We start from the raw sequence: 23094 nt of genomic DNA on the forward strand, positions 1-23094 counted from the left end.
GGGCCTTCGTGGGGGATCGCCGGACGCAGAATTTTAGATAACGGTCCAGCCGCCTGCATGGCTCTTCCGCGCGGACGGTCAAGACCGTGAAGAATGAAAACAACCACCAAGTAGAGGGAATTACCATGAGCACCCTGAAGCAACGCCTGCACGCCGACGTCGTTGTCCACATGAAGGACCGCAACAAAACTGCGCTCACGACGGTCCGTAACGTCCTGGGCGAAATCGAGACGCGAGAGAAGTCCGGAAAGACACCCATCGAGCTGGACGACACCCAGGTGACGGCCCTGCTGCAGAAGGAAGCCGCCAAGCGCAGGGACACTGCCCGCATTTACACGGAGGCCGGCGAGGCCGAGCGCGCCGCGGCGGAAATCGCCGAAGCAGAAGTGATAGAGGCGTACCTGCCCGAAATGCTGACGCTCGCCGAAGTCGAGGGCATCGTCGACGAGGCAATCGCCGCATTGCAAGCCAGCGGCCAGGAACCCACGATCAAGCAGATGGGCGCCGTGATGAAGCCCGTCACAGCAAAGGTCGCCGGCCGCTTCGACGGCAAGGCCGTCAGCGAAATCGTCCGGACCCGGCTCGCATAGATTCACCGGCACGCAGGGAGGAGCAGCCATGGCAGCCATCATCCTGGGATGGAATCCACGGCTTTGGAACGACTGGAACTACGAGGCTGTGATCGAGCAGGTCGCCGAAACCGGTCAATTCCTGGAGCGGTGGAACGTCGGGCAACACCGGAAGATCCAGCCGGGCAACCAAGCATGGCTTCTCCTGCAAGGCGGAGGAGTCCACGGACGCGGGCTGATCGGACACAGCGTCGTGATGTCCGAAAGCTACGAAGCGCCACAACGCACCGAGCCGAAGGGTATTGCGCGGTACGTGAGCGTGGCCTTCGATGCCTTGCTCCCCCTCGGCGGCCAGATCCCGTCGAGTGTCCTCTCCAGGGAGGTGCCGGACGTGGCCTGGAATCGCTTCCGCGGTTCGGGGCGGTCTATTCCGTCATCGTCAGAACCTGCTCTTCAGCGCGTGTGGCGGGAGCACGGCCCAGCGGCGTCCGAGCCGTTCCAGACTGTTCCGGGGACCTACCCGGAAGGAGCCGTCAGCCGCATTGAAACGAACCGCTACGAGCGGGACCCTGAAGCCCGCCGCATCTGCCTGGCTTTCCACGGAACGTCCTGTGCCGCATGCACCTTCTCCTTCGAAGTAAGCTACGGCGACATCGGCAAAGACTACATCCACGTCCATCACGTGGTTCCGGTTTCACAGCTTGGCAGCGACTACCGGCTGGACCCGATCGCGGACCTCGTCCCGTTGTGTGCCAACTGCCACGCGATGGCGCACCGGGGCGTGGGCACCCCTCGTACCGTGGCGGAATTGCGGCGGGCCATCGCCGCCGCCGGCCACTTGCCCGGCCAAATTGTAGACGACAGGGCATTGGCGGCCCAGGACGCCGCGCACCGGATCCTCGAGCAACGGTGACCATTGGGCCGTCCATTGCACTAGCCAGCCAGGGTTCTTCACCGTATTTTGGTTAACTACACCGTGTGGCGAGCACCACGCACTGTGAGTCAGATGATCCATTTGCCGGCTGAAACACCGGGGCGCAACGTCGCGCCCCGGTCCCGGCGAGACCTACCGGGCGTCACGCGCCGCCCGCTGTTCAGGAGGATATGCATGACCGGGATGTTTGAACTCTTCATCGACGAGGACACGAGCTTCAGATTCAGGCTCAAGGCGCCGGACGGAACGGTGGTAGCCGTCTCCAAGTCCTTTCCCGACAAGCGCGCTGCAGTGAGCGGCATCAGTGACGTCCGCGAATACGCAGGAATGGGCCTGATCACCGATCTCTGCCCCGAAGTCCCACTACGCGGACCAGCGCCCACGCCTCCGGTCCCCGTTGCTCGGCAAGCCGGTCCCACCGCGATGCCACCGCTTCCCGCACCGCCGCGGCACCACAGTCCCCTCCCCCAAAGGGATCGCACCCGACCCTGGCATACTCCTGCCCTGGTCGACCATCCCGCACCGGTTTAGACGAGGCGTGAAGCCGGAAGCTGCAGGCCATCCCGCCGCGGCGCCCCTTGTCCCGGCCCCGCGCCGCCGGGTGTAATGGTGGCACGACGGCGATTCCCGCCGTCGTGCGCTGAAGGAGCCGCAATGTTCACCAGCCCGTACGCTGATGTCGAGATCCCCGAAGTCACGATCTATGAGTATCTGTTCGGTGGGCTGAGCGGCGAGGACCTTGACCGGATCGCACTCGTGGACGGCACGTCCGGCGCGGAAATGAGCTACCGGCAACTCGTCACCCGAATCGACGCGACCGCAGGCTGGCTCGCGGGCCACGGGTCCGGCCCCGGGACCACCGTGGGCCTCTTCTGCCCCAACGTGCCCGCGTTCGCGGTCGTCTTCCACGGGGTCCTCCGCGCGGGCGCCGTCGTCACCACGGTCAACGCGCTGTATACCGCCGATGAAGTCGGCAGCCAGCTCAGCGACGCCGGCGCCTCCTGGCTCTTCACCGTCTCGCCCTTCCTGGAACGCGCGGCGGCCGCCGCCCAGGCCGCCGGCATTCCGTCGGAGCGCCTCGTGGTGCTCGACGGCGGCGACCTCGCCTCGGCCGCGGGTCATCCCTCGCTCGCGGACATCATTGACGCCGGCCTTCCCGCGCCCACGCTGAGCGTCGATCCGCATGCCGCCGCCGTCGTGCCCTACTCCTCGGGCACGAGCGGCACACCGAAGGGCGTCCTGTTGAGCCAGTACAACCTCGTGGCGAACGTCGCGCAGTCCAGTGCCTTCTTCCGCGTGACTCCCGACGACGTGCTGCTCGCCGTCCTGCCGTTCTTCCACATCTACGGCCTGACAGTGCTGCTCAATCTGGCCCTCGGCGAGCGGGCCCGGCTCGTCACGATGCCGAAGTTCGACCTCGCCGAGTTCCTCCGCATCACCCAGGACCACCACTGCACGTACCTCTTCATCGCTCCGCCCATCGCCGTCGCACTGGCGAAGCATCCGCTGGTGGACCAATTCGATCTCTCGTCCGTGCGCGTCGTGCTTTCAGGAGCAGCTCCCCTCGATGGCGAACTGGGACACGCTGTTGCGAAGCGCCTCGGATGCACGATGCTCCAGGGCTATGGCATGACCGAGCTGAGCCCAGTCTCCCACGCCATCCCGCGCGACGGCGCTGAGAACGTCCCGCTCGACTCGGTGGGTTACGCCGTGCCGAACACCGAGTGCAAGCTCCTCGACCCCGCCACGGACGAAGAAATCGACATCCCGGCCGAAGGACCGAGCGCCCCCGGGCAGCTCCTTGTCCGCGGCCCGCAGGTCATGCTCGGCTACCTGAACCGGCCCGACGCAACAGCGGCGACTATCGATCCGGATGGCTTCCTCCGCACCGGCGACATAGCGACCGTTACGGCTGACGGCGTCGTGACGATCGTCGATCGACTCAAGGAGCTGATCAAGTACAAGGGCTACCAGATTGCGCCCGCCGAGCTCGAAGCGCTCCTGCTCACCCACCCGCGGATTGCGGACGCCGCGGTCATCGGCACCCACGCGGACGACGGCGAAGAGGTGCCGAAGGCGTTCGTCGTCCGGCAGGCGGGGGCCGAGCTCGGGGACGGGGAGGTCATGGAGTTCGTCGCCGGGCGGGTGGCTCCGTTCAAGCGCGTGCGATCGGTGGAGTTCGTCGAGGTGATTCCCAAGTCGGCGTCAGGAAAGATCCTTCGGCGGGAGCTGCGCGCTAGGGGTTAGGGACAGTCCGCGCCGGCACTCTCCGTGGCTACGCTTGGCCCTGCGAAGCCGGCGGCACGCGCAGGCTTCCATACCTCTCCATTCGGTGCCACCGCAGGTGCACGCCGGCCAAGGCCGTGACTACCGACTGGATGACGACGAGATACATGAGCTGCCGATAGACGAACTGCTGAAGCGGAAGGGTCCACAGTGGACGAAGCGACTCATAGTCGAGCCGGAACGCATAGGCCGCCATGAGGAATTGCACGAGGAGGAAGACAAGCCAGAGCGCGGCGATCCGGACGGGATCAAGGAAGACCAGGCCGTAGATGGCGAAGACGTCCACTACTGGAGCGAACAGCGGCAGCAGCACCTGGAGGACGAGCAGATAGCCGAGCCCGCGCCGGCCGAGCTTTCCAGCCTGCCCGCCCTGCACCACCGCGCCCCGGTGCTTCCACATAGCCTGAAGCGTGCCATAGCACCAGCGGTATCGCTGTTTCCAAAGCGCGCCAAGGCTCGCGGGAGCTTCGGTCCAGGCCCTCGCATCGTCCTGGTACACGACCCGCCAGCCATCGCGGCACAGTGCCATGGTCAGGTCCGTGTCTTCAGCGAGCGTGTCGTCGCTGACTCCGCCAACCCGGAACAGGGCATCGCGGCGGAAGGCACCAATAGCCCCTGGAACGGTCGGCATGCACTCGGCGATGTCGAACAACCTGCGGTCCAGGTTGAAGCCGACGACGTATTCGATGTGCTGCCAGGCTCCGAGGATCCCTCCACGGTTGGCAACCTTGGTGTTCCCTGAAATTGCGCCCACTCGAGGGTCGGCGAAGGGCTGAATGAGGGCGTGAACCGTTTCCGGTTCGAAGACGGTATCACCGTCGACCATCACCACGAGATCGTGGCCGGCGGCTGCAAGCCCGGCATTCAACGCGGAGGGTTTGCCGCCGTTCTCTTTCCGGATCAACGTAACACCCGGCAAGCCGAGCTTTTCGACAATGTCCGCGGTGTCATCGGTCGACCCGTCGTCAACCACAATGATCTCCACCGGATGGCTTGATGCGGCGATAGACCGGACTGCGGCTTCGATGCCGGCGGCCTCGTTGTACGCGGGGACGATGACGCTGACCGGCTCCGTGACCTCGGGCCGGACCGGCACGTCCACCCGGCGTCGGCTGCGGCCCGTCGCAAGGGACCGGCGCGCCGCTCTCCGGTGGCGCGCTGCGCACACCACCACGAGCACGGCCCGGACCACTGTCACGACTCCGGCCGCAACGAGCGCCCAGGAGATGGCGGCGATGAAGAAATCGCTGAGCCGTATTCCCCACACCAACGCGTTTCCGCTGATCTGCTCTCCCACCGAGGCATCGCGCATGCTTGCGATCCCGACGGCGTCGCCCGCCGTCGTGACCCGGAAGCCTTGATCCGCGACCTTGGTGAGGACGGAGTCGAGCGCCGTGACCGTCTGCTCCCTGTCTCCGCCGCCGTCGTGCATGAGGAGCACCTGGCCCTGCGGGCCTGAAGGGGTGAGGTTCTTCTCGATGGCGGCGACTCCGGGCCGCTGCCAGTCCTCACTGTCCTGGGTGGTGAGCACAGTGAGATAACCCCGGTCCGCAGCGGTGCGCATCGCCGCCCACGTGCCGTCCCGGACGGCGTCGTTCTCGGAGCTGTACGGCGGACGCAGGAGCGTCGAGGCACGGCCCGTGATGCCGGCAATCACTTGCTGGTCACCCTGGACCTCAAGCTGCTGGCGCCAAGCCGGGGCGCTCCCAAGGTCCGCATGTGTCAACGTGTGCACCCCGATCTCGTTGCCGTCCGCAAGGATGCGGCGCACGAGGTCGGGATTGTCGATGGCAGCTGAACCGACCACGAAAAACGTGGCATGGACATGGTGCTTGCGGAGGACGTCAAGGATCCGGGGAGTCCAGACCGGGTCCGGACCGTCGTCGAACGTCAGCGCGAGCGTGCGGTCCGGCGGACCGACGGTACGAACGGAGCCGCCGCGGGAATCAACCACCGGCCCACCGTGCGAGACCGCGTCCGGGACGGTACTCGCGGAGCCACCCCCGGGCACCGAGTCATCGGCGATCCCGGCGAGGTGATGCATGTACCCCTGCACGACGAGTGCGACACCCAGTGCCAACAGGACGGCCAGAAGGATGAACCAGTGCGCCCTGACACTGACCGGAACAGTGCGCTTGCTCAGGCGGCGCGCACTCACGGGTGCGTCGGCGTGGACGGCCGCGTGGCCTGGCCCGGAGCTGACCCGCTCTTGCCCGGACCCGTCGGCGACGTGCTCGGCGCAGAGGACGCAACCGGCGCAAACGAGGCAGCGTGCTGCGCGGCCGCACCGTTGATCGGTTGTCCCACAGCAGCGGGCGAAGGAGAAGTCACCGGAACACCGAAAGCGGGCGGCGTCGAAGGCGCAGGCAATCGGCCCTCGCCGGTCGGGAGCCCATCCGCGTTGGAAGGCGGAGTCGATGGGGATGACGGAAGACCACGGGCTACCGGAGCGGCCGGTGGCGCCAAGGGCTTCACTGCGGCCGGCAAAGGTAGGAACGGCGCCGCAACGTTGGGCCCTCCCATGAACGCAACCAGCAGGAGGATGACATAGCCTCCTGCGAGCACAAGGGCCCCGAGCCCAATAAGCTTGAGCCTCCGCAGGCGTCGGCCTGAGGCGTCGACGAAGACAGGCCCACGCGGCGACGCGGATCCAGGCTGATCGGACGTTCTATTAAAAGCTGCCATCGGGCACCAACCTTAGAGGATTCGCATCCCGTAGCCCAAAAAGCGTCTTGTGCGACGATCCCCAGGGTTCAAGGTTCAAAACGGCTAGCGCTTCGCCAGCGTTCGCAGGAGTTTCAGGGCCACGGAGATCGACGCGAGGTCTACTTGCCCGGGTTTGGTGACCTCCACGAAGGTGTCCTTGATCCTCCCGAGTTGTTCCTGGCGCCCGCTCTCCCACTCCACGATGCGGTCCACGGCAGAGGCTCCGGAGGCCCCGCTCGCCCGGGTCGTCCGCATGACGGAAATCGTGATGTCGACGACGGCGGAATAGGCGTCGTCGCGGAGGGCTGCCCGAGCCAGGGCTTCCCACCGGCTTTGCCGCGGCAGGTCAGTGATGCGCAGCAACAGCGTTCCCACACCGATCCAATGAATGACCGTGTGGTACATATCGGCAATCGTGGTGAGAGGTTCATCCACCTGCTCCGCCACCAGCGAGATGTCCAGGAGGGAAAAGCTCTCCAGCAAATCGGAGGCGCGCCGCCCCAGGTCACCCGGCATCCCGACGTCGTTCCAATGCGCCAGCCGTTGCTCGGCGCGGTCAAGGTCCGAGCCGCGCAGGAATTCCGTGGTCCGGGTCCGCAGCAGATCCACGGTCGGCCCGATCCTCCTTAGGGCTTCCGCGACGGGTTGGTCCCGATGGTCATGCGTCACGTACCAGCGGGTTGCACGGTCAAGGAGCCTGCGCAGTGGAAGAGCCACCGCGGCGGCGTGTTCGCTGGGAAACCCGGGAGGCAGGCTGGCGATCCTGTCCACGAAGCGCTGCAGCTCATAACCCTCGCGGACAACCACGAAAGCCCTGGCCACTGCCGCCGCGGTGGCCGTGGTCTCCTCGATGGCGCGGAAGGCGAACGTGATCCCTCCAAGGTTGATCATGTCGTTGGCCACCACCGTGCAGATGATCTGCCGACGTAACGGGTGGGAGTCCAGTTCGGCATCAAAGCGCTCGGAGAACTGGCGGGGAAAATAGCCACGGAGGACCCGCTTGAACCAGGGATCGTCGGCGAGGTCGCTTGCGGTGAGCTCCCTCGCCAGCTCGATCTTCGCGTAGGCGGCGAGCACCGACAGCTCCGGAGAGGTCAGCCCAGTGCCTGCCCGCAGCCTGTCCTGGAGTTGTTCCGTGCTCGGCAGGGCCTCCAGGCCGCGGTCCAGGTCCGCTGCGTTCTCCAGCCAGTCCATGATCCGCTCAAAGCCGGGACCCAACTCCAGCGCCAGGTGCCGGTCATTGAAAAGGAGGACGTTCTGGTCCATGTTGTTTGCCAGGACCAGGCGGCTTACTTCGTCGGTCAGGGAATGCAGGAAGCCCGCTCGTTCCTCGGGCCCCATTTTCCCTGCCGCAATCATCCGGTCAACGAAGATCTTGATGTTGACCTCGTGGTCCGAACAGTCCACGCCGGCCGAATTGTCTATCGCATCGGTGTTGAGAAGGACACCGGCGAGTGCCGCCTCTATTCGGCCGCGCTGCGTGACGCCCAGGTTCCCGCCCTCGGCCACGATCCGGGCCCTGAGTTCGCTGCCATTGACCCTGATGGCGTCGTTGGCTTTGTCCCCCACCTGCGTTTGGCCTTCGGTGGAGGCTTTGACGTATGTTCCGATGCCACCGTTGTAGAGCAGGTCCATGGGCGCCCTAAGAATGGCCTGCATCAGGGCGTGGGGTGGCAGCGAGGCCGTCCCTGGATCCAGGCCGAGGGCGGTCCGGACCTGTTCCGTGATCCCGATGGCTTTGGCCCGGCGGGAGTGGACACCCCCGCCTTTGCTGATCAGTGAAGGATCGTAGTCGGCCCAGGACGAACGGGGAAGACCGAAGAGGCGCTTGCGTTCTTCGAAGGACGTTGCCGCGTCGGGGCTCGGGTCAAGGAAGATGTCCCGGTGGTCGAATGCCGCCACCAGTCGGATGTGCGGGGAGAGGAGCATTGCGTTTCCGAAGACGTCGCCGCTCATGTCTCCGATGCCGGCCACGGTGAAGTCTTCGCCTTGTGAATCCATGCCGAGCTCGCTGAAATGGTGTTTCGCGGATTCCCACGCGCCGCGGGCCGTGATGCCCATCTGCTTGTGGTCATATCCCACGGATCCCCCGGAAGCGAAGGCGTCGCCGAGCCAGAAGCCGTAGTCCCGGGCCACGGAATTGGCCGCGTCTGAAAATGACGCTGTGCCCTTGTCAGCTGCAACCACCAAGTAGTAGTCATCGCCGTCGTGGCGCACCACGCCGCCCGGGGGCACCACCGTTTCCCCGTCCGCCGTGGTGAGCAGGTTGTCGGTGAGGTCCAGCATGCCTTTGATGAAGATCTTGTAGCATTCCAGGCCTTCGGCGAGCCAGGCCTCGCGGTCCATGGCAGGGTCCGGCAATCGCTTTGGATAGAAGCCTCCTTTTGCTCCTGTGGGCACAATGACGGAGTTCTTCACATTTTGTGCCTTGACCAGTCCCAGGACCTCGGTCCGGAAATCCTCGCTTCGGTCAGACCAGCGCAAACCACCGCGTGCCAGGGTTCCGAAACGCAGATGGACGCCTTCCACCCGCGGTGAATACACCCAGATCTCGTACTTCGGCCGCGGAAACGGGGCGCCTGCAATCGCGGCAGGATCCAGTTTGAAGCTCAGGTGGGCCTTGCCCTGGAAGTAGTTGGTCCGCGTTGTGGCTTCGACGAGGTTCATGAACGTGCGCAGCAGCCGGTCTGCGTCGAGGACAGGGATGTCGTCGATCGCGGCGAGCAACTCCTTTTTCGCGCCCGCGGTGTTCCGCATACGGTCAGGCCCGTTCAGCGTTGGATCGAACTTCGCTTGGAACAGGGCCAGGAGCGCACGTGTTGCCCGGACGTTGCCGATCAGCGTGTCCGCGATGAATCCGTACGAGTTGGTGGTTCCCAGTTGCTGGAGGTATTTCGCGTAGCTTCGCAGGATCGCGGCCTGCCGCCATGCAAGCCGTTCCCGGATGACGAGTGCGTCGATCCGGTCGGATTCGATGTCCCCCCGCATGGCGGCCGTGAAAGCGTCCGCGAGCAGTCCGCTGGTTTCCTCGGGGTCAACGCCGCCGGGATACTTCACGCCAAGGTCGTAGAGAAACACGTCCTGACTGCTACCACGCCGGAGTTCGAAGGGCCGCTGGTCCAGCACTTCGAGCCCGAGGTTATGCAGGAAGGGCAGGATCTGCGTCAGGCTCCTGGGCCTTGTCAGGTAAAGGCGGATCCGGGCGTCCTCCACGAGGGTGCTCGGCGCACCCGTCCTGATGTATACCGTGAGCAGGGGATCCCCGAACGGCCTGCCGCCCGCGCTGTCGAGGTCGAACGCCTCGAAATTGATGATGTCCCCGACCGCGGCCTCCGCCTCGTAGACGGCACGATAAGCGGGAGGAAACGCGTCAGACCAGAGCCCGGCGAGCCGTGCGGCCTCCGCCGCCGGGAAGCGGTCGCGGATCGCGTCGTCGAGTCCGTCCGACCATGAGCGGGTAGCGGCGATCAGGCGCCGCTCCAGTTGGGAAGGGTCGACGACGGTGGTGCTGGACGCCGGAGCGTCGGGCGCGGCACCTACATGGATCCGGAAGAACACCCGGGCCATGGGTGACTCGGTCAGACGGACCTCGAAGTCTACAGAGTCCGCCCCGAACGCCCGCTTGAGTTCATCTTCCATCAATAGCCGGACCGCCGTGCTGTAGCGGCGGCGCGGGAAGAAGACGAGCGCGGACACGAACCGTCCAAAGCTGTCCGGACGAAGGAACACGCGGATCCGCTGCAGCACCTCGGCACGGAGAATTTCGCCCGCCAGGCGCGCGAGGTCATCCGCTTCGATGTGGAACAGTTCGTCCCTCGGAAAGGTCTCCAGGACGGCCATCAATTCCCTGGCCTGTTGCGATCGGGGCGTAAACCCCAGCCTTTCGCTGACTGCCTGGACCTTCTCCCTGAGAACCGGAATCCGGCGGACCGACTGGTGAGCGGCACCGGCCGTGAACAAGCCCAAGAAGCGTCGTTCGCCGGTGGTGCGGCCGGCCCGATCGAACATTTTCACGCGAACTTCGTCCAGGTACGAGTGCCTCAGGACTGTGGACCTGACCTCCGAGGTGGAAAGGGCGAGTGCTTGGGAGCCGTGGATACCCGGCACGCCTGGCCCGACGCCTCCGGCGGCGTCCCCCTCTGGCCGCCTCAGCAGACCCAGCGCGGCGCCTTGCCGTTCGACGAGCAGGTCCTGGCCACCCGCCGTCGTGAGTTTGCCTTCGGTGTAACCGAGAAAAAGGAAGTTTCCGTCGTCGAGCCAGAGGAGCAATTCCCTGAGCTGTTTCGGTGGCGGCGCCACATCGCGCGGGAACCCGTCCACCGAGGCGACGGCTTCGGCGAGCTTGCCACGGATGGCGGATCCGTCGCGGGTGGCAACCCGGACATCATCCAGCACTCTCTGCAGGTTATCCGTCAGTCGCCTCACGGCAGCCGCATCGGGCAGCCTGCCGATCTCCGCGGCAATCCAGACCTCGGTTTCCCCGGCCTCCGGAGGGGTTTCGCCCTCCATGGACGTTCCAAGGCGGACTTCCAGTAGCTCGTGGGACACCGGGTCACGAAGCACCCTAAAGCTGGGATGAACCAGCAGATTGATGGACGTGTCGTCGCGGGTGAGCTCCGCCGTGACGGAGTGGACCAGATACGGGATGTCGTCCGTCACGACTGCGACGATGCTGGCATCCAATTCGGTCAAGATCCCGACGGCGGCTTGCCCGGGCGCGCGCGACGACGCCAGTTTCAGATGGTGCCCGGCCCGCGCACGGAGCGTCTCGGGACTATAGCTCCTCAGATCCTCCGGGGGCACCTGGGCAAAGTATTCGGCCAGGAAAGCTTCACTGGGCTCAAGCGAAGATGCTGCCTTCGTCTGCTCCGCCGGCACCGATCCGCGTGTCATGTCACCGCGCCTCCACTGCGGGTGCCACTCGCAAACTGGGGTTGACGATCCAGCCCTCCGCGCCTCCCTTCATCATGGCTGGCCGCACAGACCGAGTCCAGATGCCGGAACAAAGTACCAGGACATGACGCGGGCGCGGGCCGTATGGCCCGCGCCCTGCTGTCGGCGTCGGTGGACTAGTGCTTCCTGAAGGCGCCTTTGATCTTTTCACCTGCCAGCTTCAGATCGGCCCTGACCTGACGGGACTTGCCCTCAGCCTTCAGCCGGTCATTGCCGGTGGCTTCGCCGGCCGCTTCCGTGGCCTTGCCGTGGAATTTACCGGCAGCGTGATGGATCCTCTCACCCCAACCCATGATGGCTCTCCTTTGTCGGCGGCCCGCGGCGGGACACCGCGAGGCCGCACTTAAATTGTAGGGACGGAACTGCGGCAAAGGCACGTCCCGGCCGGGAAGCCTTGACACTCAGGGAGCACGGATACGGGTCCCGTACCATGGGGCGGATGGTGTTCATACGGCTATACCGCGAAGGCAAACTCGAACGCGACGATGTCCGGGCCCACGAGATCGAAGCCCTGGCCCGCCAGGACGATGTGGTCCTGTGGATCGACTACACGGACCCGACGGCGGATGACCTGCTCGGCGTCGAAACCGTGTATGGGCTTCACCGCCTCGCCGTCGAGGACGCCGTCCACGACTTCCAGCGGCCCAAACTGGACCGGTACCCGAACCACCTTTTCCTCTCGGCTTACCAAGCGGCTCTAAAGCCTGGCACCGGCGAGCTGACCGTCGTCGAGGTCTCGGCATTCGTGACCCATAACGCCCTGGTGACTGTACACGGGCCGGAGTTCGACACCGACGAGCTGACGGCGCACTGGGACTCGGAAACCGACCTCGCCCAACACGGGGTGCCCTTCCTCTTCTGGGGCCTGTTGGACATGATCGTCGACGGGCATTTCGACGCCGTCCAGGAACTCGATGGCTACATCGACGCCCTCGAAGAGTCGCTTTTCGACGACCACTCCCCCGACCATGACCTGCAGCGGAAGACGTTCGAACTCCGCAAGAACCTCGTCCGGCTCCGCCGCGTCGTCCTGCCCATGCGTGAAGTCCTCAACACCCTGCTCCGGCGCGAAGACCTGGTCGGCTGCAGCCCTGCGATGCAGCCCTTCCTGCAGGACGTCTACGACCATGTGCTGCGTGCCTCGGAATGGACGGAATCGCTCCGCGACCTGGTCACCACCATCCTGGAAACCCACATCAGCATCCAGGGGAACCAGATGAACCTCGTCATGAAGAAGGTCACCAGCTGGGCTGCGATCATCGCCGTCCCGACTGCCGTGACGGGCTTCTTCGGGCAGAACGTGCCCTTCTTCGGCTTCCAGAGCGACTATGGGCTCTGGCTATCCTGCGCGCTCATGGCCGGCGGCTCAATCTTCCTGTACCTGGCGTTCAAGAAACGGGACTGGATCTAGCTGGTTCCCCTGGGACGTCCTCTGCCCTACTGGTCGTCCTTACGGGCGGGAAGTACCAGGAGCGCATCCCCAACCGCGCGTTCCGAACCGCCCGACGGGCTGTTCTGGACTCTTCCTTCGGCAACGGCCGTTGTTGAGCCGCCGCCGTCGAGGTTCATGGCCTGGACCATGCCGAGCGACACCGCGACGTCAGCCTCTTCCTTCAAGCTCAATCCCAGGGAGGCAGTCGAGCGTCCGTCCGCCGTGACGAGCATGGTCCTGCCCTGAGCGTCGGTACCGGCGAAGGTCCGGGGGTTCCGCTTGTGGACCCAACCGTAGTAGAAGCTGTTTCCGTCGTTCGGGTGCACCATGCCGTCATGCCGGGCGGTGACGTCCACGCTGCCGTCCTTGACGAGCAGCGGGCCGCCGTTCACGACGCTCGTGGCCTTGTCGGTGTGCAAGGGCTTCCCATCCTGGCCGAGCAATCCGGCGTCGATCTTCAGCTTCGCGCCTCTGGGAGCGAGCGCGCGGAGCCTGGCGACGTCTGTTCCGGTGGCCTGGATGGTGTGTCCGCCCGCAGGCACGGCCACGCCACGGGTTTCGGCGACGGAAGTCACTGTGTCTTTGCTGTCCACGGTCACTTCAAGACCCGGACCGGCAGGCGTGGCCGGCCCGAACTCCGGGGTGAACGTGACGAGCTCGCTGGAGTTCGTGCAGGTGACGTCCTGGAGCGGGCCTGAGGTAGGCAAGTCGTTGGCGCCGCCACAGTTTCGGATCAGCCCGGGTACCCGGTCGATGCCGTCCAGAGCGGCTTCTCCGGCAGGGGAGGCGATCTTCCCTGACCAAGTCAATCGCTGGATACTGCTGGCATTCTTCTTTCCGTCAATGACGAGGGCAGGACGGTCCGCCACGGCTTCGCTGAGAATCCTGCCTCCGTACACACCGACGCCGGCGGGGTCACCTTCGGCGCCGGCCTTCGGGTCGAAGACGAAGAAGCCTGCGTTGACGGCGGCGATGGCGTGGGCGTCCGCGGCCAGCTGGCTGGTTGTCTCCCGCTTCTCCAGGTCCGGGCCGAATGATGCGGCTAGCTGGCCGTCGTACTTCCGGGGGTCGATGGTGATGACATCAAGATTCCACGGTCCGCGCGTCTTTGTGCTGGGTTCGGAGTCACCGTCCCAACCGGTATAGATCACTGAGGAGGCAAAACCGGCGGCCTTGATCTTCGCGACGACGGAGGCACCGTCGGCCTGTGCGGCAAAGTGGCCGGCACGGACCCGGAAGCCCAAATCGCCTCCGGCGTCGGCAAGCTGCGGCGACTGGACATGTTCAACGCGGGCATCGACGCCGGCGGCCTTGAGCTTGTCGGCTGTGCGCTGCGCCGTGGCCTGGCTCGAGAGCGCCGACGTCGGAGCATCCGGATCCGGCGAATCAGAGGGAATCGCCACTTCGGCTGTCCAGAAGAGCGAAGAGTCAGCCCCTCCCCTGCTGATTTTGGTGAGCGTGACGCCCGGAGCGAGGGTTGTCACGGTCCGATTCTCAGGGAGGTCTGCGGCGCCAAGGTTGAGGTGGGAAGCCTGGTCCGTGCTGTTGCTATTTGAGCGCACATCGTCCGCATGGGTGGGGCCCACCGGGGTGAGGAGCGCTGAAGAGACGGCCAGAATGAGTCCGCCAGTGAGGGCACTGCGACGCTTGAGGGAGGCTTTCATGCGTCCACCGTATAGAGGCCGGCCGGTCGTTCGGACAGGTTTTCCGGGTTTCGAGGCACCTGTTGACCGAAGCTTCATGCCGCGTTCACCTGCAGGACGAAGACCGTCCGAAGCATGGGCGTTGGCTGTCCGCGGATTGGGTTCAGGGCAGAATGGAAGGCATGCCCCTCACTACCTTCGCCCTCGTACGCCACGGCCAGACAGACTGGAATGCCCAGCGCCGGCTGCAGGGATCCACCGACATACCGCTGAACGACGTCGGCCGCGGCCAGGCGCGCGACGCCGTCGGCGTCCTGTCCGCCTACGAGTGGGACGCCATCGTTTCGTCGCCGCTGAGCCGGGCTGCGGAGACCGCCGAGCTGATCGCCGCAGGGCTGGGACTCACCGTGGACCGGCGCGTGCCGGAGCTCACTGAGCGCCGTTTTGGACCTGCCGAGGGCCTGCAGGCAGGACCTGAATTGGACGCCCTGCGCATCCCCGGCGGTTTCCGCGGCGCGGAAAGCGAGGACAAGGCAGCCTCCCGCGGCTTGGCTGCGCTGGAAGCGCTGGCCAAGGAGTTCAACGGCCGCCGCGTCCTGGTGGTCGCCCACGGAACGCTCCTCCGCGTGAGCCTCGGCCGTGCGGTGGGCCGCACTCTGCAAAGCATCGACAACGCCGTGCTCAACCTTGCCCACCACCATCCCGTTGACGGCTGGCATCTCGAATACTTCAACGGCGAACGCGTCATGGCCACTATTCCCGGCTGAGCCGCACCGGGTCGAAGGCATATCCACCGGGACAGCGGCGTGGGAGACTGTTCAGCACGGACAGGAACTCTTTCCGAAGGGGATGGTCACCGTGGCGGCAATTGGTCTTAACGCCGTCGAGCACATCGTCGTCTTGATGCTTGAAAACCGCTCATTCGATCACATGCTCGGATACCTCTATGCCGATTCCGGCAATGTTTCGCCTTCGGGGGACCCGTTCGAGGGCCTGACCGGCACTGAGTCCTGCCCCGCATCCGACGGCAGTCCGGTGACGGTCTATCAGCTGACTCCCTCGACCCCCGACCTCTACTTCATGCCGGGCGCCGACCCCGGAGAGGGGTACCAGGCAACGAACGCCCAGCTCTATGGGAGCGCCGGCGCGCCGAAGGTGGGGGCTCTTCCTTCGATGACCGGTTTTGTGGGCAACTACGCCGGCGCCATCAAGGACAACCTCGCCAAGGGCTGGCACGTGGTGCCTGGAACAAGCGAGCACATGATCATGGGCTGCTTCACCCCGCAGACGCTGCCGGTGTTGTCGGCGATGGCGAAGGGATTCGCCGTCTGCGACGCCTGGTTCGCGTCCGCTCCGACGATGACGATGCCTAACCGGGCCTTCGCCTGCGCCGGCACCAGCCAGGGCAACTTGGATGACAAGGCCAAGCGGTTCACCGTGCCGAGCATCTTTGGGCACCTGGGCAACCACGGCATCCCGTGGAAGATCTACGGCGAAACCAAGTCGCCCCTGACGAAACTCGACTTCGACGACACCCGGCACGCCCCGCCGTCGAACATTGGCCTGTTCGCGAACTTCCAAGCCGACGCGGCAGCAGGGAAGCTCCCTGCATACGCTTTCCTTGAGCCGTCCTGGTCCTCGACGGGCAACAGCGAACATCCCAACTACAACGTCGCTCTCGGTGAGCGATTCCTTCTCGACGTCTATCGCGCCGTTCGCGATGGGCCAGCTTGGGACTCCACGCTGCTCATCATCACGTATGACGAACACGGGGGCTGCTACGACCACGTCGCCCCGCCATGGGGCGCGACACCGCCGGACGACGCCGCGGGGGAATTCGGTTTCGATTTCACCCGCTTCGGGGTGCGGGTGCCTACCGTGCTGATCAGTCCGCTCATCCCCGCCGGCACCGTCTTTCGGGCCTCCGGCGCTGTCCCGCTCGATCACACGAGCATCCTTGCGACCATCGAACATCGTTGGAACCTGCCGGCCCTCACCCGCCGCGATGCCGCGGCGCCCGACGTCGGCGGGGCCTTGAGGCTCGCCGTCCCCCGCGCCGACGACCCCCTCGCGGGCGTTCGGGCACCCAGTCCCCCGCCGACCACGCGGGCCCTGGCAGAACAACCGTCCCACCTGGAGCAACTGCGCGAGGAGCTCCTAGCGCAAGCGTAAGACCGGGTGCCGCCCTAGGATCGGGCTTTGGCTGTGTGAGTCCTTTTCAGGCCGCGGTTCCGTCGGCGGGGCCGATCCCGGCGGGCGCCGTGTCTCCGCGCCCGGTCCACGTCTTGATGGCAGTCCACGCGACGGCGGCAGTCGGTACGGCTAACAAGGCCCCGATAATGCCTGCGAGCATCGTGCCAATGGCCAAGGCGAGCAAAATGGCCAGTCCGTGGATGCTCAGCACCTTGCCCATCAAAACGGGCTGGAGGAAATGGTGCTCAAGCTGGTTGGCCGCGATGAGGACAGCGAGAACGATGAGCGATGTCACCGGACCGTTCGAGATCAAGGCGACACCCACGGCGAGGGTACCCGCAGCGGTGGAACCAACGATGGGAATGAACCCGCCGATAAACACAAAAACCCCCAGAGGCAGGGCAAGCGGGACGCCGAGGATGGCCAGCATTGTTCCTATGATCACGCCGTTCACTGCTGCGATCAGAGCCGTGCCGCGGACGTATCCTCCCAGAACGACGGCGCTTCGTTCCGCGGCCAGGTGGGCCTTTCCGCGGTGAGCCGCGGGAAGGAATCCGAAGAGGAAGTTCCTGATCTTCTCGCCGTCCTTGAGGAAGAAGAACAGGATCACCACCATAAGAACCAAGCCGGCCAGGATTTCAGCGACCGTCCGCGCGCCGGTCAGCGCTTCGGCGCCGAAGCTACTGCTCGTGAAGAAGCGCTGGATGGAATCGGCCACGGATCGGAGCTGCTCGTCGCTGACTTTGAAGGGGCCGTTGTTCAGGAATTGGTGCAGTTGCTCGATGCCGGAAGTGAATTTCACGGCAAGCTCCTTGGATTGCGCCCTGATAAGAAAGACGATTCCGGTGATGACTCCGCCGAAGACTGCAAGGATCCCCACGAACGACGCTGCGACGGCGAGGGCCCGGGGCCACCGGTGCGCAGTCAGCCAACGCACAAGAGGCGAAATTGCCGAGGCAAGAATGAGCGCGATTGTGACCGGGATCATGACGAGCGGAACGCTGGTCATCGCCCACACAATCACCGATGCCAGGGTGATGACCAGGAGCATCTGCCCTGAACGGATCCCTGCCCGGCCAAGGCCGTCGGACCACATCGCCGACATCGTGCGTTTGCTCGGCGAATTGTTGCTTTCAGTCATTGGATTCCTTCCTGGTGGTGGCTCCGGCACTGAACGCCCCGCCGTCGTGCATTCAGGCACGGTGCGCTAAGAACGGTCGGAGCTCTTGCCCTTATCGCTCATGCCTCACCCTAACGGCGAGCTCCGATGGAGCCGCAATTTCGGCCGACGGCTAGCTCGCCACGAGCGCGGCAGTCCCCGAGGCCGCCGCGAAATAAGGTTCGTCGGTGTGTTCGTGATCAATGGGTTCGAGGTGGGTGACGCCCGTTGCATATGCGACGACGCCGGCAAGACTGCCGGTGCGTTGGTGGGCTTGCCGTTGCCGCGCGGCTCCCGTGCCTTGGCTGAGGATCCTTTGCAGTCCCTCGTTGGCGTAGTGTGCGTCCCCGGTCCCTTCGAGGGCATCGCGGACGTGGGAGTGGAGTGCGGCAAGGACGTGCCTTGCTGTGGCGGGCTTGTGCGTTCTCGGGTGGAGCAGCTCGCCGTGCAGGCCGAACCGGCTGGCCCGCCACGTGGCCTGGCGCAGTACGGGGACAGAAACCATGTCCGGACGCTGTCCGGATTTCCATTCCCTGGCGGCTGTATCCACCAAGGCACGCACCAAGGCCGCGATCAGCAGGGCATCCCGGGCATCAAGGCAAACATCCGAGACACGGATCTCGACCGTAGGGTGCCGGGCAGACAGGCGAGCGTCGAAATCCGGGCTCATGATCACTCCCGTTGCCGACAGGTCGGCCACCAAAGAGTGGTAGGCCGCGGCAGATCCGAAGACATCGGTGGGACCGGCACTGGACCATCGGTTCCAAGCTTGGGTCCGGAAACTGGCGTAACCACTGTCGGACCCATTCCAGAACGGTGAATTCGAGCTCAGTGCAGTCAGCACCGGCAGCCAGGACCTGATCCGGTCCAGCACTGCCACGCCTTCCTCATCCGAGTCAACGGAAACATGGACGTGGTATCCGCAGGTCAGCTGCTCTCTGGCAGTCATAGCGAACTTTTCCAGGAGGGCGTCGTAGCGCTCGGTGTTTGTTGCATGCGGAGCGATCGCCAGCGGCGACGTCGCGAGGGCTGCAATTCTCGCGCCCGCCCTTCGGGCCAGCGAATCTGCGTAAGAGCGTCCGGCACGTATTTCAGCGCCGAGGGCACTCAGGCTGCTGTGCGGGGAGGTGATGACTTCGATTTGCTCCTGCTGAAGCTCGATCGCCAACGTCGGGCCGAAAGGAGGAGCCACCCCCTGGGGACCGGCACCATGAAGGCGCACGATATCGCCGGCGAGGGGCACGGGACTGCCGTTGTCAGGATCTACGATCAGGAATTCTTCTTCAACACCAAAAGTACGCACTTGCCAAGTGTGGGCCACAAAAGCTATGCCCCACGACCACAAGTCGCAGGACCTCTGGCATCATACGTCTCTGGTCAGTTCCGAGACGGGCAACTGCTGCTAGCTGGCCGGCGTCACGACGTCTTCAAGGACTGACCTGTCGAAGAATCGGATCTCGCCGGTCGCTTGGAAGAACACGGGAACTACCGATGTGTTCGCGTCCTTCGAGGTTTCGTAGATTTCCGGCGCGCTGCCGTGTTTTCGGGCGATGGTTCCTACCAACTCGGTGCCGCGAACCCTGACGGTTCGATACTTGTAGCTCATGTGGACCCCTCTCGTCAGCCACAGCAAACGCTACTCCTGTGAAGCGCAAAGACCAGCTGGGCAGCTGCGTGGAGCTTGATTATCCTGCGTCGCAGAGCAAGTGGTACCAACTGTCGGCGAGCACTTCTAGCGCGTGGTCGCGGTTTGGCTCGAGCTTGCGCCGCGTCCAGAGAGTGGCGACGTAGTCGAGCTGGGTGAAGGCGAGTGTTCCGCGGATGTGGTGCGTTTCTTCAGGGAAGCGCCCGGCCAGCTGCATGCCGCGGACAAGGTCGGAGATGACTTCCTCATGCCAACCCTCCACCAATGTCCGCACTTCGCGATCAACCGCAGCAGCCTCGTCGAGGACGTCGAGGTACGGACGGAAGACCGGCCAGAGCGCAGCGCGCGACTCGAGCCAGGCAAGGATTCCCGGCAGTTTGCCATCCCGCACCACGTCCACGAGCTCGACGGCGGTCGACGCACTGTCGGGACCATCCGCGCGGTCGAGCACGGCGTTGACGCGCGCCATGAAGTCCCTCATCAGATCGCTCCGCGAGGGGTAGTACGCGTAAAAAGTCACCCTCGTGGTGCCGGCAGCGGCGGCGATCTCGTCGATCGTGGTTGCCGCGTAGCCCTTCTCTGTGAAGAGTTCGAGTGCCCGTTCGACGATCACGTCGCGGGTCAGCTGCTTCTGGGCTTCTCGCAACGACGACATGGGTCAATCCTAACCGTGGTGTGCGGCAATTGTGCGGAGCAAGAGCAAAGGATGCGCGTCGCCAAGCGAGCTGACAAGCCGTAAAGAACGCACGCGCCCACGTGTTTGGCAGCAGACCTGAGCGAGCGTCCTGGTGTTTGGCAGCAGACCTGAGCGAGCGTCCTGGGTGGATGGCCACATATGTGAGTAAGCGTGCTGGTGGATGGCCATATATGTGAGCGAGCGTCCAGGGTGGCGAACGGGGCGGGGGCGTCAGCGCCCGGCGGCGGAGCCCCCTTCCGCCGCCGTTCCGCCGTCGCGCCGTCCCCTTCCAGACGCTCGCTCACCTTTGGGGTGTTTCCGGCCGACGCCCGCTCACATCATGTGAGCGAGAGTCCTGGGTGACGGGCCGGCGTCGGCCAGTCGGCGCAATTTCGGGACGGGGATCCGGTAGTTGATCGCCACAGCGGTCCCGGAGCCGTCCTTGTCCTCCCAGCGCAAGAGCATCGAGTCGCTGTCCTCCCCCGGCTCGCAGTAGTCCGGTGCGCCGACCATGGGCGTGAAGCCGACCGACTTGAGCGACAGGCCGAAGGCCTCGGTCCAGAAGTACGGCTGGAAAGTGAACTCGGGGGCCGCGTCGCCCTTGAGCAGCCCGACGGCGGCGGCCTTCGCCTGGTCGATCGCGCTCGTCCAGAGGGGCACCCGCCGTACCCCGCGACTGCCCGGGAAGAACGCCACGTCGCCGGCGGCGACGATATCCGACCGAAGCCGGCCGCGGGTATCGACCCGCAGCGCGCCATCGACGAGGAGCCGGGTTCCGGCCAACCAATCGGTGTTCGGTTCGTCGCCGACGGCGGTGACCACCAGATCCGCTTCAAGCTCGGTGCCGTCGGCCAAGACAACCCGCGTCCCGGCGTCGGACTCCATTAGACGGGCTTTCCCGCCGACAACCACTCGTAGGCCTTGCCTGATCGCAGAGGAGGTGAACATATGCCCCAGGTAGTCGCCGAGCTGGCGCGCGAGGGGCTTGCCGTCGGAAACGAGCGTGACTTCGCAGCCAAGGTGCAGGCAGCCCGATGCGACCTCCATTCCGAGCGGCCCGCCGCCGATCACGACCACCGAAGGACGCGATGCGAGTCGCTCCCTGAGCAGGATCGCATCCTCGATGGTGCGCAAAGTGAGCTCCCTGGAGGAGCCTTTCCCTTGCGCTCCCTCCCTGAGGCGCCTCGCCCGGGAACCGGAGGCGATCACGAGGCCGTCATACGGCAATTCATCGCCACCGTCCAGATGAACCAGCCTGGAGTCGACGTCCAGCCCCGTTACACTGACGCCGAGCAACTCGCTCGCTCCGTGGCCCGGCTCGGGAAGCTCGTGGGCCTGGAGGGCGTCGGCGTTGCTCCCGTTAACACTGTGCAGCAGCGCCTTCGACAGGGCGGGACGGCTGTACGGTTGGTGGCGCTCGTCGCCAACCACCGTCAAGTCGCCGTCGAAGCCCGCCGCGCGCAGCGAGTCGCATGCTGTGAGTCCGGCGATGCCGTTGCCGACCACCACAATCCTGCGCATGGTCATGCCGCAGCCAATCGGAGCGCCGCGACCGGGCAAACCCTGACCGCCGCCTTCGCGGCATCAAGCCCGGCACCGTCCACGTCCGGCACATCGATGACCAATTCGCCGTCGTCATCCAGGTGCATCAGCGAGGGCGCGGCTTCCTCGCACAGGCCGTGGCCTTCGCAGCGGGGACGGTCCAGTTCGATCCTCATGACGCCACTACCTTCTCAACCTGGAGAACCTCGAAGCTCCGCGTAATATTGCTCGGCTCGCGGACCTCATCGGAGAGGGCCAGGGTCTTCACCCTGCGGGCAAGCGCTTCGATGATCGCGTGTGCCTCGAGTTTCGCGAGGCCCTGGCCGGCGCAGCCATGCGGTCCATAACCAAAGGAGAGGTGGTCCACGGGGTTTCGTCTCACGTCGAAGGTGTCGGGGTTCGCGTAGTGGCGCGGGTCCCGGTTGCCCGCGCCGAAGAGGATGCCGACCTGGGCACCTGAGGGTATCGTGACTCCATCGATCTCCACGTCGCGCGTGGCCTTGCGTCCCCAGATGTGGACCGGAGCCCAATAGCGCAGCACTTCGGCGAACGCCGCGGGAACCAATTCCGGGTTCTCCCGGACCAGCTCGAACTGATCGGGGTGGCGGCCGAACAGCGCGACTATGTTGCCGATGGAGGCAATGGTCGTGTCGACGCCGGCTCCAAGATACTGGTGGATGATGTGGCCTGCTGAGCCTTTGGGAATGTCACCGCGGGTCTCGGCGTCGAAGATGCCGCGGCCGATCGAGCCCGGAGCGAGGTCATCCGCGGTGACCGAGGAGCACCAGCCGTATAATTCGCCGGCGATCGGGAAACTCTCCTGGGTGCGCTGGTTCAGCGGACCGATGACTTGCATCGCGGCCTGGCCCCAGCGCAGCATGTTGTCCTTGACGTGGCCGCTGAAACCAACAAGATCGGCGACGATCTCGATCGGGAAGGCCCGGGCCAGGGCATCGATGGCCTCGAAGCCGCCACTGGTGGCCAGTTCCGCGACGAGCTTGTCCGCCTTTTCGTCGATGACGACTTTGAGGCCGCGAAGGGCCCGGGGGGTGAGGTTCTGGGACAGCGTGGCGCGGAGCTGCGTGTGGATCGGCGGGTCGGAGGCAAGGGAGGTGCCCTGCAGTGCCTCGTTGACCATCGGGTTGAATCCGATGCTGGTGGACGAGAGGGCCGCCGGATCGCCGAGGGCATTGCGGATGGCGTCGTAGCGCGTCAGGACGTACAGCTCGTTCTTCGGAAGGTGGACCACGGAAGCCTGCTCGCGGAGCGCGGCATAGGTGGGGTAGGGGTCGACGAGGATGTCGTCAGCCCAGATGTCGATGTCTGACTCGATAGGTGCGATCACGGGGTTCTCCT

18 protein-coding genes are annotated in these 23094 nt (G+C 65.1%); 7 read left to right on the forward strand and 11 right to left on the reverse strand.

Going from position 1 to position 23094, the window contains the following annotated elements:
- Positions 1-125: 125 nt before the first annotated feature.
- The 4 genes from QRN51_RS06260 (at position 126) to QRN51_RS06275 (ending at position 3750) form a co-directional block, all read left to right on the forward strand.
- Complete coding sequence (locus QRN51_RS06260; RefSeq protein WP_284989092.1) at positions 126-590, forward strand: GatB/YqeY domain-containing protein; 465 nt, start codon at positions 126-128, stop codon at positions 588-590.
- 28 nt (positions 591-618) lie between these two features.
- Positions 619-1482 carry an HNH endonuclease gene (locus tag QRN51_RS06265; protein WP_284989093.1) on the forward strand — a complete coding sequence of 288 codons (864 nt, stop codon included), beginning with the start codon at positions 619-621 and terminating at the stop codon, positions 1480-1482.
- A 195-nt stretch (positions 1483-1677) separates the two neighbouring features.
- Positions 1678-2034, forward strand: coding sequence for a YegP family protein (locus tag QRN51_RS06270; protein ID WP_284989094.1), 357 nt, complete (start codon positions 1678-1680; stop codon positions 2032-2034).
- Between the two features lie 123 nt (positions 2035-2157).
- Positions 2158-3750 (forward strand): AMP-binding protein, encoded by a 1593-nt coding sequence (locus QRN51_RS06275; protein WP_284989095.1) that lies wholly within the window; start codon positions 2158-2160, stop codon positions 3748-3750.
- Positions 3751-3778: 28 nt separating this feature from the next.
- On the opposite strand, the gene QRN51_RS06280 is transcribed toward QRN51_RS06275, so the two are convergent.
- From QRN51_RS06280 to QRN51_RS06290, 3 genes are all read right to left on the reverse strand, one after another.
- Positions 3779-5947: a bifunctional polysaccharide deacetylase/glycosyltransferase family 2 protein gene (locus QRN51_RS06280; RefSeq protein ID WP_284989096.1), complete on the reverse strand. Its 2169-nt coding sequence runs from the start codon at positions 5945-5947 to the stop codon at positions 3779-3781.
- 611 nt (positions 5948-6558) lie between these two features.
- Positions 6559-11388, reverse strand: a complete 4830-nt coding sequence (locus QRN51_RS06285; RefSeq protein ID WP_284989097.1) for an NAD-glutamate dehydrogenase — start codon at positions 11386-11388, stop codon at positions 6559-6561.
- 176 nt (positions 11389-11564) lie between these two features.
- Complete coding sequence (locus tag QRN51_RS06290; RefSeq protein WP_059389945.1) at positions 11565-11741, reverse strand: CsbD family protein; 177 nt, start codon at positions 11739-11741, stop codon at positions 11565-11567.
- Between the two features lie 146 nt (positions 11742-11887).
- Here QRN51_RS06290 and QRN51_RS06295 point away from each other — a divergent pair, with 146 nt between their 5' ends.
- On the forward strand, positions 11888-12859 hold the full coding sequence (locus tag QRN51_RS06295) for a magnesium transporter CorA family protein (RefSeq protein WP_284989098.1): 972 nt from the start codon (positions 11888-11890) through the stop codon (positions 12857-12859).
- Positions 12860-12885: 26 nt separating this feature from the next.
- On the opposite strand, the gene QRN51_RS06300 is transcribed toward QRN51_RS06295, so the two are convergent.
- On the reverse strand, positions 12886-14544 hold the full coding sequence (locus tag QRN51_RS06300) for a phosphodiester glycosidase family protein (RefSeq protein WP_284989099.1): 1659 nt from the start codon (positions 14542-14544) through the stop codon (positions 12886-12888).
- 161 nt (positions 14545-14705) lie between these two features.
- On the opposite strand from QRN51_RS06300, the gene QRN51_RS06305 reads away from it, so the two are divergent.
- Together QRN51_RS06305 and QRN51_RS06310 are read left to right on the forward strand one after the other, a co-directional pair.
- Positions 14706-15290, forward strand: a complete 585-nt coding sequence (locus tag QRN51_RS06305) for a histidine phosphatase family protein (RefSeq protein WP_284989100.1) — start codon at positions 14706-14708, stop codon at positions 15288-15290.
- 91 nt (positions 15291-15381) lie between these two features.
- Entirely contained in the window at positions 15382-16695 is a 1314-nt protein-coding gene (locus QRN51_RS06310) for an alkaline phosphatase family protein (RefSeq protein ID WP_284989101.1), read from the forward strand.
- A 46-nt stretch (positions 16696-16741) separates the two neighbouring features.
- On the opposite strand, the gene QRN51_RS06315 is transcribed toward QRN51_RS06310, so the two are convergent.
- From QRN51_RS06315 to QRN51_RS06345, 7 genes are all read right to left on the reverse strand, one after another.
- A complete protein-coding gene (locus QRN51_RS06315) occupies positions 16742-17857 on the reverse strand; it encodes an AI-2E family transporter (RefSeq protein ID WP_284989102.1) in 1116 nt (371 codons plus the stop codon).
- A 151-nt stretch (positions 17858-18008) separates the two neighbouring features.
- A complete protein-coding gene (locus tag QRN51_RS06320; RefSeq protein WP_284989103.1) occupies positions 18009-19178 on the reverse strand; it encodes a glutamate--cysteine ligase in 1170 nt (389 codons plus the stop codon).
- Positions 19179-19277: 99 nt separating this feature from the next.
- A complete protein-coding gene (locus tag QRN51_RS06325; protein WP_059389943.1) occupies positions 19278-19481 on the reverse strand; it encodes a hypothetical protein in 204 nt (67 codons plus the stop codon).
- 79 nt (positions 19482-19560) lie between these two features.
- Positions 19561-20175, reverse strand: a complete 615-nt coding sequence (locus tag QRN51_RS06330; protein ID WP_284989104.1) for a TetR/AcrR family transcriptional regulator — start codon at positions 20173-20175, stop codon at positions 19561-19563.
- A gap of 354 nt (positions 20176-20529) precedes the next feature.
- Positions 20530-21723: an NAD(P)/FAD-dependent oxidoreductase gene (locus tag QRN51_RS06335; RefSeq protein WP_284989105.1), complete on the reverse strand. Its 1194-nt coding sequence runs from the start codon at positions 21721-21723 to the stop codon at positions 20530-20532.
- Positions 21720-21914 carry a ferredoxin gene (locus tag QRN51_RS06340; RefSeq protein ID WP_284989106.1) on the reverse strand — a complete coding sequence of 65 codons (195 nt, stop codon included), beginning with the start codon at positions 21912-21914 and terminating at the stop codon, positions 21720-21722. Before QRN51_RS06340 ends, QRN51_RS06335 begins: the two co-directional genes overlap by 4 nt.
- On the reverse strand, positions 21911-23083 hold the full coding sequence (locus QRN51_RS06345) for a cytochrome P450 (RefSeq protein WP_284989107.1): 1173 nt from the start codon (positions 23081-23083) through the stop codon (positions 21911-21913). Before QRN51_RS06345 ends, QRN51_RS06340 begins: the two co-directional genes overlap by 4 nt.
- Positions 23084-23094: the final 11 nt, after the last annotated feature.

The sequence above is a fragment of the Arthrobacter sp. efr-133-TYG-120 genome (assembly GCF_030209785.1).
Taxonomy (GTDB): domain Bacteria; phylum Actinomycetota; class Actinomycetes; order Actinomycetales; family Micrococcaceae; genus Arthrobacter.